The sequence below is a fragment of the Anaerobacillus sp. ABD4_527 genome (assembly GCF_056160805.1).
Genome location: NZ_JBSWXZ010000001.1, coordinates 1,586,817 through 1,600,897, shown reverse-complemented (window position 1 = coordinate 1,600,897; position 14,081 = coordinate 1,586,817). Strand labels below are relative to the sequence as shown.

Genomic DNA, 14,081 nt, shown 5'->3' with positions numbered 1-14,081 from the left:
ATAGGAGGGAATGTAATGGAAAAGACAAGTACAACAGTTGGTGTAAAAAGTTATTTAGAAAAAAAAGGAACTCTAAAGTGGAACGCCTGGCTCTCGAAAGCTTCTCTGCCTCTTGTCTTACTAGCAATGTGGGTTGTGATGTTCTTTTTGAATCCTAACTTTCTATCAGTTGACAATCTATCAAACTTAGGAAGACAAACCGCAATTATCGGAATCGTAGCGATTGCTCAGACACTCGTTATCATTACGAAAGGAATCGACTTATCAGTTGGAGCAACGCTAGGTATATCGAGTGTCATATCTGCACAGCTTCTTGTGTCAGGTACCTCAGTCTGGGTAACCATTCTTGCCATAATACTTGTTGGATTAATGATTGGAGTGCTCAACGGCATGCTAGTTTACGATGCGAAGATAACGCCGTTTATTGCGACTCTCGGTACTATGACGATTGTTCGTGGTGCTACGTTATTAACAAGTGATGGACGAATCATAAGCGGACTGCCTAGTGAAGTCACGAAAATTGCTGAGCTATCTATTTTAGGAATCCCTTCTCTGCTTTTCATCCTTCTCATTATTGCAGTGCTAGGAGCACTTATGATTCGTTATACGGTTTTTGGGCGTAATTTATTCAGCATTGGAAGCAGCGAAGAATCTGCCCGTCTCTCGGGTGTGAACGTCAGGATAACTACATACGGTGCCTATGGAATTGCAGGTGTACTTTCCGCCATAGCTGGTTTTCTATTGACGACGCGCCTTGCGAGTGGCATTCCTACGGCAGGTGAAGGCTACGAGCTTGATGCTATCGCTTCAGCTGTTATCGGTGGTGCAAGTCTTTTCGGAGCACAAGGTAGCATCATTGGAACGGTTATTGGCTCTTTCATCATGTCAACTCTACGAAACGCAGGGAATCTACTGGGCATCCAGCCTTTCTGGTTACAGATTGCAATCGGTGTTCTATTACTAGCTGTTGTGTTCTTTGATCAACTTCAGAAAAGACGTTCATAACTAAAGGAGGAAACGGGAGATGAAACTAGAAAAAGCAACGCAGCCAACGTTTTACTTTATTGGAGTCACCACATCAAAATCGTCTATCATGAAGCTCTTTCCATTATGGGCAGAGGCACTAGGGCTTCATGATGTTGTCATTAAAGGAATCGATATTGACATTCACGAGGATCCTGAGGTTTACCGTAACGTCGTTCAATTTTTAAAAGATGACGAACTTTCCTTGGGAGCGCTCGTAACTACGCATAAAATTGATTTATATAACGCTGCAAAAAATTTGTTTGATGAACTTGATCCATACGCAGAACTATTTGGTGAGCTTTCCTGTATTTCAAAACGTGACGGAAAATTAATTGGACATGCAAAGGACCATATCTCTAGTGGCCTTTCAATGCAATCCTTTATACCGGATGACTTCTGGGAGGAATACAGCGGTGAAGCCTTTATCATGGGGGCAGGTGGGAGTGCCATCGCAATTGCCTCTAATCTTCTTGAGAAAAACAATGGTGAAAATGTCCCATCTAAGCTTCATGTTACGAATCGAAGTCAGCCGAGATTAGCTTCCATGGAGCGCATTATGAAGTCAATTAGAGATGATATACCAATCGATTATAATCTAGCCACTGAGTCTACTTCTAATGATTTAGTCATGGAGAACGTGAAGCCGTATTCCCTGATTGTAAACGCAACAGGACTTGGTAAGGACCGTCCAGGATCTCCCTTGACGAATAACGCAGATTTTCCAGTAGGTAGTCTTGTTTGGGAGCTAAATTATCGTGGTGATTTGCTGTTCATGCAACAGGCAAACAGTCAGCGTGATACAAAAAAACTGCATGTAGAAGACGGTTGGATTTATTTTATCCACGGTTGGACACAGGTCATTTCGGAAGTTTTCAATCTTACTATAGATTCAGAAATATTCAATAACCTTGAAAAAATCGCTACAGAATTTAATACTGTGAAGAAATAACAGAAAGGTGATCGGTAATGAAATTTATCATGGCCAAAAATAAAGATGAAGCTAATGAACGAGCTGGAGAGCTCGTAATCGATCGACTACGAAAAAAGAAAGATCTCGTGCTTGGACTTCCAACAGGAAATACACCGGTCGGCATTTATTTGGAGTTGGTAAAGGATTACAAGCAGAATGGGACAACATATCATAATTGTACTACGATTAATATCGATGAATACATCGGGCTAAACAGAAGACACCCAAACAGCTATCATGCTTATATGCACGATCACCTTTTTGACCATATCGACATTCAGGAAGAAAACACTTATATTCCAGATGGAACGGTAGTAGATGTTCAACGAGAGTGTGAACGATATGACAAGGTTATTAAACAGAAAGGACCACTCGACCTTCTAATCCTAGGAATAGGTCACAACGGTCATATTGGCTTTAATGAGCCAGGCACTCCGTTTGATTCAACAACCCACCTTGTTGAGTTAACAGAAGAAACGAAGAAGATAAATGCAAAGCATTTTTCTTCGTTTGACGAGGTACCTCGGGCTGCGATTACAATGGGACTTCAAACGATGATGGAAAGCCGAGAAATTCTTCTCGTTATTTCTGGAGAGGGTAAAGCAGATGCCTATCGTAAGTTCCTTGAAACAGAAAAAATGGAAGACTTTCCTGCTTCTGTACTGAAAGGTCATCCTAACTTAACTGTTATCGTAGACGAGAAGATGATCCGATACGGAAATGTTGTAAGTAAAATTTAATAACAATTTGCTTACTAAAAAAGCTGGTAGTAGCCAGCTTTTTTAGTAAGCTTTTCTATACATTATTTTTCAGCCGTAACACCTTTCTCCCTTATTAATGCAGGAACCTTCTTCTCATTCTTAAACAGCAAGTAGTGAGCAGTTGCAACTTTTTCTTCTACGTAATCGATTGAAAATGAGCCAGTAGGGTCCGTTAGGTTTCCGATTGCACGCGACAGAAGGTCGATTACTTGATTCGAATGGGAGCAATCTTGTGAACTTCCTTCTTTATTCATTTCATCCATAATGTCGTAGGCTAAATGTTGAATGCGATTCAATCGTGCGAGGTCCATTCCACACTCCTCCTCTTCAATTTTCTAACCGATAATGATTATATGTAGAAAAAGAGGGTATATGAAAAGTAGTTACACCTTATCGTTATGTATGAATTTCCATTGGAAAGTTAATTCTAATAACAAAAAAGAGGTGATTTTTGATGGCACAAGATGTTCTTTGCGAAGTAAGCAACTGTGTGTACAACAGAGGCGGAGAGACTTGTACGGCGGATAAGATTTTTGTTGTTAGTCACAAAGGGAATAAGGCTCGTGATAGTGAGGAAACGGATTGTAAAACATTCGAACCGAACATGTAAGTTTGGAGAGGCAGCCAGTGGTTGTCTCTTTTTTTTGTATAGAGAGTAGGCTTTTTACGATGCATAATTGACGTTGATAATCATTATCAACTATAATAGTGATAATGAACACAGAAATGGAGTTGAGATAAATGATTCAAGCAGATAGTTGGAGACAAGAGCTTCAAATGTTTGTGGATCAAGTCGTAAAGCGTGTTTATGGATTACCGAAACATCAGAGAAGTCTATTGACTATTCTTGAATTCATTGAAGCAGAGCAATCTTCACTAAATCGAAATCTCTTTCCTTCTCAGGGATGCTATTACATAAAGTTAGCACAAATCATGGATCACCTTATTCAAGGATTAACCGAAGCAAAAGATAAAGAAGCGTGGTTTTGTGAGTTTTGGCGTGGCTTTGATGAGATTCAAGGTATGGAATTCAGCCTGAATTCCGTCATTGTTCATCAGACGGATAAAGAATTAACGGTTCAGAAATATGTTGTTGATCTATTTGAAGACCAGGTGAACCAGTTCCAGCAAAACGTTATTGAATGCTCGAAGCACATGTTTAAACAAATCCCAGATATCATTGAAATAATCGTACTTACAACTGGTAAGAAAAAAATCCTATTGCCTGAACCGACATCTATTTAAGTACCTATTCTCCCTCACGCATGTAAGGGGGATTTTTTTATGTAATTGAATTTTTTTATAAAAAAACGCATCTGAGGACATATGTCCTAACTTGCTCGATGTGTTTTGCTTTTTAATAAAGGAGTAGAAAATATGTAAGAGGGTGAGAAAATGAAAGGAAGTATCTTTGCGCTGTTAGGCGGAGCATTTATTACGTTACAAGGTGTTGCGAACACGCGTATTAGTCAAGATGTTGGCGTCTGGCAGGCGACAACGGTCACTCAGTTTGTGGGATTTTTGTTAGCGTTGGTGATTTTGATCAGTCTTCGTAACAAAACATGGCGAAATGTAACACAAGTGAAGCCTTTGTATTTGATGGGAGGCACATTTGGTGCGATCGTGGTGTTTAGTAACATCACGGCGATTCAAAAGATTGGTGTCACGGTAACGATTTCTGCATTATTGATCGCGCAGCTTCTTTTAACCTTCGTGATTGATAGCAAAGGCTGGTTCGGCGTTGTCAAACAGAAAATGAAGCTTCCACAGTTTATCGGTATCGGGATGATGATTGCCGGAGTGGTTATGCTAACCTTTTAATAGAAGTAAGTGAAGGGATGGAGTTTCATGAAAAGGACAGTTGATCAACTAATAGACGAATACATTGAAACGTATAAGCTACAGACGATCTTTAATAAAGAACTCCGTTCAAAATTCTCACTCTATACGTACGAACATGGAGAACGCATCGGTGATCAGGGAGGACCTGCAGAGCATTTATATGTTCTTGTAAAAGGGAAAGTCAAGATTTATACGACGTCAGAAGAAGGCAAAACGCTTATTCTCTCTTTTAAAACTCCGATTGAATTGATCGGTGACATCGAATACGTACGCGGAGGCAGCTTGATTAATACAGTCGAAGCGGTTTCGACGGTACATCTCTTGGGGGTTCCTTACAATGCATTAAGAAAATACGGTGCAGATGACCCTGCCTTTCTTCAGTTTTTACTCAATATTATTACGGAGAAATTTTACGTCAAATCTCATTCTCTAAGCTTTAACCTCATGCAATCTGTCGATGTGAGGCTGGCAAGTTACCTTCTCTCAGTTACAGGAGATGAACATGAATTGGAACAAGATAAAAAAGTCAATTTGACCGATGCTTCGAACCTGATCGGAACGAGCTATCGCCACCTTAATCGGATTATTAAACAGTTCTGTGAAGAAGGTTTGATCGAACGGAGCAGCGGTGGCATTTTAGTGAAGGATCGAAAAGGTCTTGAAGCGTTGGTCGGTCAAAGTATATATGAATAGCAATCAATTTGAGGTGATTATAAAATGATGATCGGTTTACTAATGGCAGTAATCGCTGGCTCATTTGTTAGTTTGCAAAATATCTTCAATAGTAAAGTGAGTGAACGAGCAGGATCCTTAGTTACAACAACGCTTGTGTTAGGTCTAGGATTTCTCGCTTCTCTTGTGATCGGATTGTTTGTTGAAGGTGGAAATCTATTTATGCTTGCAGATATGAAGCCTTGGTACTGGTTAAGCGGTGCGATCGGTATTGGTGTGGTGGTCTGCTTAGTGCAAAGTATTAACCACCTTGGTCCGACATTCGCCATTTCGATCGTGATGGCTTCACAGTTAGGTTTTGCCATTCTTTCAGATTCACTCGGCATTTTAGGATTAAAACAAGTCCCTTTCACCTTTCAACAGCTTTTAGCTGTCATCGTGATCGTCTCCGGTATGCTTATTTTTAAAATGAGTGGTAAGAAAGAGGAAGAAGTTGCGAAGGCTGCTTAATTCGTCATTAAAACTTGAGGAGAATAGTTACATCCACCTTATGAGTTAGTAAGGTGGATTTTTCTGTACTTGATCTCATAAACCTGGTCATTCCAACAACTAAACCAACGGTGGTAAAATAGGTGTAAGACTACGCGTGAAGGAATGGTGTCATGTTATCTTTGGAGGAACGCTATCGTAAATTTGAATTTCAGTTGACTGATTTAGAAGATCAAATCATTCAATATATGCTCGAGCATCGAAGAGATGTTGTGAAGATGTCGATTCAGAAGCTTGCAAAGGAAACACATACTGTTCCGAATTCGGTTATGAGATTGATGAAGAAATTAGAGTATGAAGGGTTTACTCAGTTAAAGTTACGACTTAAAGATGAGATGGAAGAAACGGAGACAAACCCTGATTCATTTCAATATGAAATCGAGCGAACGTTTGAATTAACAGATCCGAAGCTGATCGAAGTTGCGAGTGAATGGATGCATCAATCTCAGCGGCTGCTCGTATATGGCGCAGGAGCACTTTCCTATATTAGTGAACTGCTCGTTATGAATATTAAACCCTTCCATAAAGACGTAACGTTTACCGTACATCGACATCAAAATATAGCTGCGTTACACCATTTTACGAAAAAAGATCTGGTTATTCTCTTGAGTCAGTCAGGAGACACGGATCAAACCGTTGAACTTGCAGAATATGCGAAAGAGCGCGGTGCACGGGTTTTAGGAATGAGCCATATGGGTGAAAGTCGTTTGAGTCGGGTGGCGGATTTAATGCTGTATTGCTATGCACCCAAGGAAGAAATAAAAGGATATAATACTACGAATTTCGTCCCGATGGCGATTGTTGGACGAAAGGTAGTCGAAGCTTACAGGAAGCTCTGTGTATAAATACACAGGGCTTCTCTTATAGAGATTAGTTTTGTGAATGCGCTAACAAAAATAAGGGATAGAAGAAAAAATCCTTTAAGCTGTAGTTGTAAGCGATTACTTGATGAGGGGGTATAAACATGAACCTACAAAGCGTCACTTCTCTCGATTTGATTATGATCAATCAACAGTACGCTTCGAAACGTGAAGCAATAGAATCATTAACAGAAGCCTTAGACGTAGCAGGTAAGCTATCAGATAAAAACCAATACTTAGAGGCGGTTTTAAACCGCGAAAAACTTTCACCGACAGGTTTTGAAGGTGGACTTGCTATTCCACATGGAAAATCGACCGGCGTAAAAGAAGCGGCTTTTGCGGTTGCAACTGTGACAAAGCCGATAGAGGATTGGGAGAGCGTCGACCCCACTAACGAGGTAGACCTCGTCTTTCTCCTCGCAATTCCTGAAGCAGAAGCTGGTACGACTCATGTTTCTCTTCTAGCTGATTTAGTTACACGACTTTCCGACCCAGCTTATAAAGATCGGTTAGTAAAGATGCAATCAGCGAAAGGTCTTTATGATGCGCTAGGCAATGCTGAGGAAAAGAAGTCTAGTGAAAAAGATGAGTCTCGTCCTCTCGTTCTAGGTGTTACCGCCTGTCCTGCAGGTATCGCGCACACATACATGGCAGCAGAAGCTCTTTCAAAAGCTGCCGAGGGACTAAATGTAAGGATGAAAGTAGAAAAGCAAGGTGCGAATGGAATCGAAGGGCGTCATACGAAGAAAGATTTAAGTGAAGCTGTTGGGGTCATTTTCGCAAACGATGTAGCAGTGAAGGATCAAGGTCGGTATAAGCACTTACCGATCGTGAAGACGAATGTTGCGTCTCCGATGAAAGAAGGAAAACAGCTGATTGAAAAAGTGCTGCAAAAGAAACGTTCAGATGATCAAAACATTGACCATTTAGATGAAATGAATGAAGAGGAAGGTGGTAAGCCCTTCAAAACGGAAATCAAAGATTCCATCTTAACAGGGATCTCGTACATTATTCCGATCATCGTAGCTGGTGGTATGATTTCAGCTTTCGCAACATTAATTGCACAAGGATTTGGGATGGAGGAGCTCCTTGCTACCGAAGGATCATGGCTGAATCAAGTGAAAACGCTTGGAGGACTGCTATTAAGTACGCTGATGGTACCCGTTCTTGCAGCATATATGGCGTACTCGATTGCTGATAAGCCTGGTCTTGGTCCTGGTTTTGCAGCAGGTGTAGCTGCAAACATGATTGGAAGCGGGTTCCTTGGAGGAATGCTAGGTGGATTTCTCGCAGGTTTCCTATTGAAATATATGAAGCAGAAAATTAAGCCGAGCGGCACATTCGCAGGTTTTGTGAGTTTCTGGGTCTACCCGGTATTTGGCTCACTCATCACGATATTAATCATGCTGTTCGTAGTCGGTGAACCCGTTGCATGGTTGAATGGAGCACTTCTAGGTTGGCTTGATGGGATGACAGGTACAAATGCAATTATTCTTGGTGCTTTAATCGGTGGTTTCGTTTCATTTGATTTAGGTGGTCCAGTTAATAAAGCGGCTTATACGTTCTGTATCGGTGCGATGGCGAGCGGAAACTTTATTCCTTACGCTGTCTTTGCATCAGTGAAAATGGTGTCCGCATTCTCGGTTACAGCAGCAACAATCATTGCGAGTCGTTCGTTTAGTCGAAGTGAAAAAGCAGTTGGAAAACAAACGTGGATACTAGGTTTGGCCGGAATTACAGAAGGAGCGATTCCGTTCATGATTAATGATCCGATTCGGGTGATCCCATCTCTAGTCGCAGGTTCTGCCGTTACAGGAGCAATCGTTTCTGTTGCGAATATCGGACTGAACGTTCCTGGCGCAGGCATCTTCTCACTTGCACTACTACAAGGAGGGTCAGGTGGCGTGATGAATGCAGTGATCTGGTTCGGAGCTGCGATCGTTGGTGCAGCAATATCGACTCTTCTCTTAATTCTATCTAGAAAACAGAAAATCCATAAAGTTGGATACGAAAAAGCGCTAAAACAAGCAGCATAATTTTTAAACGAGGTGAAGCAGCATGGCAACGAACGTACACATCGTCCCACATATGCACTGGGACAGAGAATGGTATTTCTCAACGGAAGAATCACGAATTTTACTCGTTAACAATATGGAAGAAATTTTAATAAGGCTCGAAACCGATCCAGACTATCCTTACTATGTATTAGATGGACAAACCGCAATTCTAGAAGACTTCTTTGAGATTCGTCCTGATCAACGAGACCGCGTCAAACGCCTCATCCAAGCAGGCAAGTTGATTATTGGCCCGTGGTACACCCAAACGGATGAAATGGTCGTTGGAGGTGAATCAATCGTACGAAACCTTTATTATGGAATGAAAGATTCCAAGGAATTTGGTGAGCCGATGAAAATCGGCTACCTTCCAGATTCATTTGGGCAATCAGCTCAAATGCCGCAAATATTGAATGGGTTCGATATTAAGTATTCGATATTCTGGAGAGGAACATCTGAACGTCACGGTACGGATAAGACGGAATTTTATTGGACAGCACCAGGGGGTTCTAAAGTCCTTGTACAGCTGATGCCACTCGGATACGCAATTGGAAAATATCTTCCCGAAGAAGAGGAAGCATTGCAAACGAGAATGGATAAGTACTTTAAAGTATTAGACCGCGGGGCTACTGGAGAAGATGTGCTTCTTCCTAACGGACACGATCAGATGCCGATCCAGCAAAATATATATGATGTGATCTCTAAGTTAGAAAAGCTTTATCCAGAAAGAGAGTTTTTCTTAAGCCGCTATGAAGACTTACTAGAGAAGATCGAGAAAAGCGAAGGGCTCGATGAAATTTACGGCGAATTTCTTCACGGAAAGTATCAGCGTGTCCATCGAAGCATTTATTCGACTCGCGCAGACATTAAAGCTGCAAACACGCGCATTGAGAATAAATTAACGAATCATCTAGAGCCATTAGCGTCTCTAGCATACAAACTAGGATTTGAGTACCACCACGGGTTGATCGAGCCGATTTGGAAAGAAATCATGAAAAATCATGCACATGATAGTATCGGATGCTGCTGTTCTGACAAAGTTCATGCTGAAATCATGGGACGTTTTCAAAATGCAGAAGAGCGCACGGATCGCTTGATCGATTTCTACAAACGGAAGATCGCGGATCACATCGATACAGAGAAAACGGACGATCGTCTTGTATTATTCAACTTATTACCTGAACAGCGTGAAGAAGTTTATACAACTGCGATTACGACGAAATTTGAAGGCTTCAAACTGATCGATGACCATGGAGAAATTTTATCATATGAGATTCTTTCAAAAGAAATCGTGGACCCTGGCTTGATCGACCGTCAAATCGTTCACTATGGAAACTATGATCCTTTTATCAAATATACGATTCAAGTAAAGCCAAACCTACCGGGAATCGGATACCGTACGTATACCGTCGTGGAAGATGAGGAAGTTCAATCTGTATCGCCAAGTAAGAGTAATAGAATGGTCGAAACCGAAGCCTATGTAATTCATTTCGAAAACAATGGAACGCTAACGATCAAAGATAAGCAGTCTCAGAAAACACATGACGGTGTACTGAACCTTGAAAACCTCGGTGATGATGGAGACGAATATGACTTTTCGCCTTTAGAAGGGGAAGAAGCTCAATTTAGTCGTCATAAAGTATCTGATGCAGAAGTTCGTGTACAAACAACGAAAGAGGCGTACCTTGCTCAGATTTCTTATGAGTGGAACGTACCAGCTAATCTAGAAACTAGAAAAAAAGCGGGTCGTGAATGGACGACGTTATCATTCACCTTTGACCTTAAGATCCCAGTAGAAGGAGAAGCGATCGAAGTGACGTGTAACGTTACGAACACGGCAAGTGATCATCGTATCCGCGTTCTCATTCCAACTGGAATCGCGAGCTCCTTTTCTTTCGCTGACCAGCAGTTTGGAACGATCGAGAGGAACGTCATCGATGAGGGGATGGACGTTTGGGAAAGTGAAGGCTGGGATGAGCGACCAGATGCGATCTATCCATTCCTTAGCTACGTAGGCTTAGAAAGTCAAGAAGACACCGCGATAGTAATGACTAAGAGCGTCAGAGAATATGAGATTATAGGCGAGCGGTTTGATACCATTGCGCTGACACTTTTCCGCTGTGTAGGTGTGCTAGGTAAAGAGAACCTTGTTCGAAGACCAGGTCGTCCATCAGGAATCAAACTTCCAACACCAGACTCTCAAATGCTAGGTACGTATGAGTTTGAGTTTGGTTTTGCTTATGCGAAAGGCAATCGAGATGAATCGAAAGTAGCACAGCTCGTGAAACGCTATTTAAGTCCTTTTGTTTCCTATAACAAGATTCCGCATAATGCGATGAAGCTAAATCAAGAGGATGTTCGTGTACCTTCAGAGTATAGCTTGTTCAGCTTCGAAGAAAGTGATCTCGTGATGAGTACATTGAAAAAGGCAGAATCCGAAGAAGCGTTAATTCTGCGTTACTACAACCCTACACGGAATGATCAGACGCTCAAGCTCGAGCATCCTTCGCTCACAAAAGTAGAAGAAGTTAACCTAAATGAAGTGAAAAAGGGCAGAGGAACAACGGAACTACAATTCTCACCAAGTCAGGTAAAAAGCTATTTGGTTCAGTGAGGGTGAGATGATGAACGTACTGGTTGCAATGGATTCGTTTAAAGGTTCTCTTTCTTCAAAGGAAGCTGGTGAGGCAGTAAAAGTTGGAGTTCATCGAGTGTTCCCAGATAGTTTCGTTGACGTCATCACGATTGCTGATGGAGGAGAGGGGTCCTTAGAGGCGATCAGTTCTCTTCCAGGGCAATTTGAAACGGTCACGATTCAACAACTTGATGGTGAAAAGCGAGAGGCACGCTACTATCGAACGAATCAGGCTGCTTACATTGAATCAGCTGAAGCGGTAGGGTTGCATTTAATCGATTCGGAGGAATTAGTGCCGTACAGGTTAACGAGCTACGGGATTGGCGAGCTGATTTTGCATGCAGAGAAGAAAGGTAGCAAAGATATCTACGTCTTTCTTGGAGGCACAGGGACGACGGATGGAGGGCTTGGAATGCTTCAAGCAATTGGGGTCAAATGCTTGGACAATTCAAATAATGAGCTACCGTCCACCCATAATCCACTTCTTCATACAACTTCAATTCAACGTAGTACACAAAGAGTCAAGGCTAATCTCTATTTAGTAACGGATGTTGATAATCCATATCACGGTGAGCGGGGAGCGGCTTATGTGTTTGGTCCACAAAAAGGGATGAAGAAATCAGATGTTCCAGTTTATGATGCTGCCCTTCGTAAAGCAGCAACACTTCTTTCTATTTCAGGGCAAGAAAAAGGAGCAGGAGCTGCTGGCGGCATCGGTGGAGCGCTCTACTCGCTTGGCGCAACTAGGGTAGCTGGTATCGAGTGGATGCTGGAACATCTAAAAGTAGAAGAAAAGCTGAAAAAAGCTAACGTTATCTTTACTGGAGAGGGCCAAATCGATCGACAAACAGCTTATGGAAAAGTTCCTGCAGGAGTAGGAGGTCTAGCTTATAAGCATAAGATCCCATGCTTTGCATTAGCAGGGCAGGTCGTTGAACCAGTGGATAATCTATATGAAAAACTAACCTCTGTTGTTTCAATTCAGCAAGGATGTCACACACTAGAGCATGCTATTGAGCCAGAAATTACGAAGTCTCAGCTTGCTTATAGTGCAGAGCAGGTGGTCCGGATTTGGAAGTCGAGTCTACAAGTTTCTGAAAAATAACAAAAACACACATCCTTTATCGAAGGATGTGTGTTTTTGGATATGGGGATTCTATTGATAAATTTCAATATGTGCAATTCTATAGTTCCCATATTCATCTGTAACGACGGTATAATCTTTCATTCTTTCGTAAACGCTCCATTCACCTGCGGCGTTCATAAAGTCGAATGTTTCGAAGGTGCTAACAATGGCTCGATCGGATTGTGAGTCAATGTTCGTTACTTGATTTGAGGTGAAGTTGAAGGCCATTCCTTTTCCAGTTATTTCATCTAGATAGTCTGCAAGTTCATAATACGCTTCGCTGTCATACAGCAAAAAGTCTTGTATAAAACTGAAGTCTTCATACTGCAGTGCCACTTCATAACTCGCTCGGAAATTGACGATGAAATTTGATAAACTTTCCTCATCAAAAACGATCGTACGATTCTCCCCTTCATTATCGTATTCATATTCTTCATAGGTATCGAACTCGTTGTAAAAATAAAACGTGTTAGCAACTTGACTCTCATTCATTGGTGAGCGAGACCAGCTTTCTAGTAACTCGGTCATCGTATACATAGGGATAGAGAAAGCAATGGATGTATCGCTCGTTAATAAAGCGGAGTTAATTCCGATTACTTTTCCGGTCTTCCCATCCAATAATGGACCGCCGCTGCTTCCTGGTGAAACTTGCGCATCGATTTGATACACGTTTTCGTATTGAAATTCTGTAACGAATGAGCGGTCGAGTCCTGTTAAATACCCGATCGATGCAGTGTTTTCTAACCCGCGAGGACTTCCGAGTGCAATCACTTCTGTTCCTACTTCCGATTCTTGCATTTCGAGTTCTAAAGGAGGTGTACCTGCTAAAGTATCGGTTTTGATTAATGCTACATCATATTGATTCGATATCCCTATTACCTGACCATTCATTTCTCGGCCATTCTGGTCTCTTACGATAACATGAACGAAACCTGCTACAACATGAGCGTTGGTTACAATTGTCCCGTTATCTTGAAACAAAAAGCCAGATCCCTGTCCATTGGTTGTTAAAATTGTAAACACTTTGGTTTGGGCATCGCGTATTATATCTTTTTTATCTTTCTGAGTGGACGGTTTTACTGGAGGAGCCTTTTGAACAGTAGAATTCTTTTCTTCCTTATCCACAGTAGTAGTTTCTTTTTCGATATCCTTTTTAGCTACCGTTTGTTCCTCTGATTGAGGAGCATTTGCTTCAACATCAGTTTGAGTTTGAATCTCTTCTTTCCCTGAAATTTCTTCAGTTCGTGTGTTATTAAGAACGAAATGATAAATTAATCCACCGCTCATCAGAAGAACAATGATTAGCATACTAGTAAACAACCATTTGCTTTTTTTCTGCTTATTCGTATAAGAGTGACCGCATTGAATACAAAACCGAGCATGTTCTGTGTTTTTAGTCCCGCAATTAGGACAAAACATACGAATCTCCTCCTCTTATAACTTGTTATGGTAATTATAACCTATGTAAAAGGATAGAGGATATTTTGAAAGGAAAAATCTTTCAAATAGTGGAAGAAATAATGAAGTAAGTCGAGTCTTGATTACAGAAATAGAAAAGCACCCTACCAGATGCCTTTGAATCAGTT

Annotated in this window: 14 protein-coding genes; 12 read left to right on the top strand and 2 right to left on the bottom strand. The window is 41.4% G+C overall.

Annotated features, from left to right (window positions below):
- Nucleotides 1-15: 15 nt before the first annotated feature.
- Genes ACXAHI_RS08360 through nagB form a run of 3 tightly spaced genes read left to right on the top strand, consistent with a single transcriptional unit; the run spans nucleotide 16 to nucleotide 2,736 of the window.
- Nucleotides 16-1,005, top strand: coding sequence for an ABC transporter permease (locus tag ACXAHI_RS08360; RefSeq protein ID WP_474847139.1), 990 nt, complete (start codon nucleotides 16-18; stop codon nucleotides 1,003-1,005).
- Between the two features lie 19 nt (nucleotides 1,006-1,024).
- Entirely contained in the window at nucleotides 1,025-1,975 is a 951-nt protein-coding gene (locus ACXAHI_RS08355; protein ID WP_474847138.1) for a shikimate dehydrogenase family protein, read from the top strand.
- Between the two features lie 17 nt (nucleotides 1,976-1,992).
- The gene (nagB, locus tag ACXAHI_RS08350; protein ID WP_474847137.1) at nucleotides 1,993-2,736 is read left to right on the top strand and encodes a glucosamine-6-phosphate deaminase; all 744 of its coding nucleotides are present in this window, start codon (nucleotides 1,993-1,995) and stop codon (nucleotides 2,734-2,736) included.
- A 62-nt stretch (nucleotides 2,737-2,798) separates the two neighbouring features.
- On the opposite strand, the gene ACXAHI_RS08345 is transcribed toward nagB, so the two are convergent.
- On the bottom strand, nucleotides 2,799-3,068 hold the full coding sequence (locus tag ACXAHI_RS08345; RefSeq protein WP_474847136.1) for a hypothetical protein: 270 nt from the start codon (nucleotides 3,066-3,068) through the stop codon (nucleotides 2,799-2,801).
- A gap of 143 nt (nucleotides 3,069-3,211) precedes the next feature.
- Here ACXAHI_RS08345 and ACXAHI_RS08340 point away from each other — a divergent pair, with 143 nt between their 5' ends.
- The 9 genes from ACXAHI_RS08340 to ACXAHI_RS08300 all read left to right on the top strand — a co-directional run bounded on the left by ACXAHI_RS08340 (nucleotide 3,212) and on the right by ACXAHI_RS08300 (nucleotide 12,474).
- Nucleotides 3,212-3,367 carry a DUF1540 domain-containing protein gene (locus tag ACXAHI_RS08340; protein WP_270179776.1) on the top strand — a complete coding sequence of 52 codons (156 nt, stop codon included), beginning with the start codon at nucleotides 3,212-3,214 and terminating at the stop codon, nucleotides 3,365-3,367.
- Between the two features lie 131 nt (nucleotides 3,368-3,498).
- Nucleotides 3,499-4,002: a hypothetical protein gene (locus ACXAHI_RS08335; protein ID WP_474847135.1), complete on the top strand. Its 504-nt coding sequence runs from the start codon at nucleotides 3,499-3,501 to the stop codon at nucleotides 4,000-4,002.
- Between the two features lie 150 nt (nucleotides 4,003-4,152).
- On the top strand, nucleotides 4,153-4,578 hold the full coding sequence (locus tag ACXAHI_RS08330; RefSeq protein ID WP_474810716.1) for a DMT family transporter: 426 nt from the start codon (nucleotides 4,153-4,155) through the stop codon (nucleotides 4,576-4,578).
- Between the two features lie 27 nt (nucleotides 4,579-4,605).
- On the top strand, nucleotides 4,606-5,292 hold the full coding sequence (locus ACXAHI_RS08325) for a Crp/Fnr family transcriptional regulator (protein ID WP_474847134.1): 687 nt from the start codon (nucleotides 4,606-4,608) through the stop codon (nucleotides 5,290-5,292).
- A gap of 24 nt (nucleotides 5,293-5,316) precedes the next feature.
- Entirely contained in the window at nucleotides 5,317-5,781 is a 465-nt protein-coding gene (locus ACXAHI_RS08320; RefSeq protein WP_474834148.1) for a DMT family transporter, read from the top strand.
- 152 nt (nucleotides 5,782-5,933) lie between these two features.
- Complete coding sequence (locus ACXAHI_RS08315; RefSeq protein WP_474847133.1) at nucleotides 5,934-6,665, top strand: MurR/RpiR family transcriptional regulator; 732 nt, start codon at nucleotides 5,934-5,936, stop codon at nucleotides 6,663-6,665.
- Between the two features lie 119 nt (nucleotides 6,666-6,784).
- Nucleotides 6,785-8,716 (top strand): PTS 2-O-a-mannosyl-D-glycerate transporter subunit IIABC, encoded by a 1,932-nt coding sequence (mngA, locus tag ACXAHI_RS08310; RefSeq protein ID WP_474847132.1) that lies wholly within the window; start codon nucleotides 6,785-6,787, stop codon nucleotides 8,714-8,716.
- 22 nt (nucleotides 8,717-8,738) lie between these two features.
- On the top strand, nucleotides 8,739-11,348 hold the full coding sequence (gene mngB / locus ACXAHI_RS08305) for a mannosylglycerate hydrolase (RefSeq protein ID WP_474847131.1): 2,610 nt from the start codon (nucleotides 8,739-8,741) through the stop codon (nucleotides 11,346-11,348).
- A 10-nt stretch (nucleotides 11,349-11,358) separates the two neighbouring features.
- Nucleotides 11,359-12,474: a glycerate kinase family protein gene (locus ACXAHI_RS08300; RefSeq protein ID WP_474847130.1), complete on the top strand. Its 1,116-nt coding sequence runs from the start codon at nucleotides 11,359-11,361 to the stop codon at nucleotides 12,472-12,474.
- Nucleotides 12,475-12,525: 51 nt separating this feature from the next.
- Here ACXAHI_RS08300 and ACXAHI_RS08295 read toward each other — a convergent pair whose 3' ends face one another.
- A complete protein-coding gene (locus ACXAHI_RS08295; RefSeq protein ID WP_474847129.1) occupies nucleotides 12,526-13,914 on the bottom strand; it encodes a trypsin-like peptidase domain-containing protein in 1,389 nt (462 codons plus the stop codon).
- Nucleotides 13,915-14,081: the final 167 nt, after the last annotated feature.

Bases quoted from the DNA above. Each gene is read 5' to 3' on its own strand.
- ACXAHI_RS08360 (WP_474847139.1), top strand. From the start codon at position 16: ATGGAAAAGACAAGTACAACAGTTGGTGTAAAAAGTTATTTAGAAAAA.
- ACXAHI_RS08355 (WP_474847138.1), top strand. From the start codon at position 1,025: ATGAAACTAGAAAAAGCAACGCAGCCAACGTTTTACTTTATTGGAGTC.
- nagB (WP_474847137.1), top strand. From the start codon at position 1,993: ATGAAATTTATCATGGCCAAAAATAAAGATGAAGCTAATGAACGAGCT.
- ACXAHI_RS08345 (WP_474847136.1), bottom strand. From the start codon at position 3,068: ATGGACCTCGCACGATTGAATCGCATTCAACATTTAGCCTACGACATT.
- ACXAHI_RS08340 (WP_270179776.1), top strand. From the start codon at position 3,212: ATGGCACAAGATGTTCTTTGCGAAGTAAGCAACTGTGTGTACAACAGA.
- ACXAHI_RS08335 (WP_474847135.1), top strand. From the start codon at position 3,499: ATGATTCAAGCAGATAGTTGGAGACAAGAGCTTCAAATGTTTGTGGAT.
- ACXAHI_RS08330 (WP_474810716.1), top strand. From the start codon at position 4,153: ATGAAAGGAAGTATCTTTGCGCTGTTAGGCGGAGCATTTATTACGTTA.
- ACXAHI_RS08325 (WP_474847134.1), top strand. From the start codon at position 4,606: ATGAAAAGGACAGTTGATCAACTAATAGACGAATACATTGAAACGTAT.
- ACXAHI_RS08320 (WP_474834148.1), top strand. From the start codon at position 5,317: ATGATGATCGGTTTACTAATGGCAGTAATCGCTGGCTCATTTGTTAGT.
- ACXAHI_RS08315 (WP_474847133.1), top strand. From the start codon at position 5,934: ATGTTATCTTTGGAGGAACGCTATCGTAAATTTGAATTTCAGTTGACT.
- mngA (WP_474847132.1), top strand. From the start codon at position 6,785: ATGAACCTACAAAGCGTCACTTCTCTCGATTTGATTATGATCAATCAA.
- mngB (WP_474847131.1), top strand. From the start codon at position 8,739: ATGGCAACGAACGTACACATCGTCCCACATATGCACTGGGACAGAGAA.
- ACXAHI_RS08300 (WP_474847130.1), top strand. From the start codon at position 11,359: ATGAACGTACTGGTTGCAATGGATTCGTTTAAAGGTTCTCTTTCTTCA.
- ACXAHI_RS08295 (WP_474847129.1), bottom strand. From the start codon at position 13,914: ATGTTTTGTCCTAATTGCGGGACTAAAAACACAGAACATGCTCGGTTT.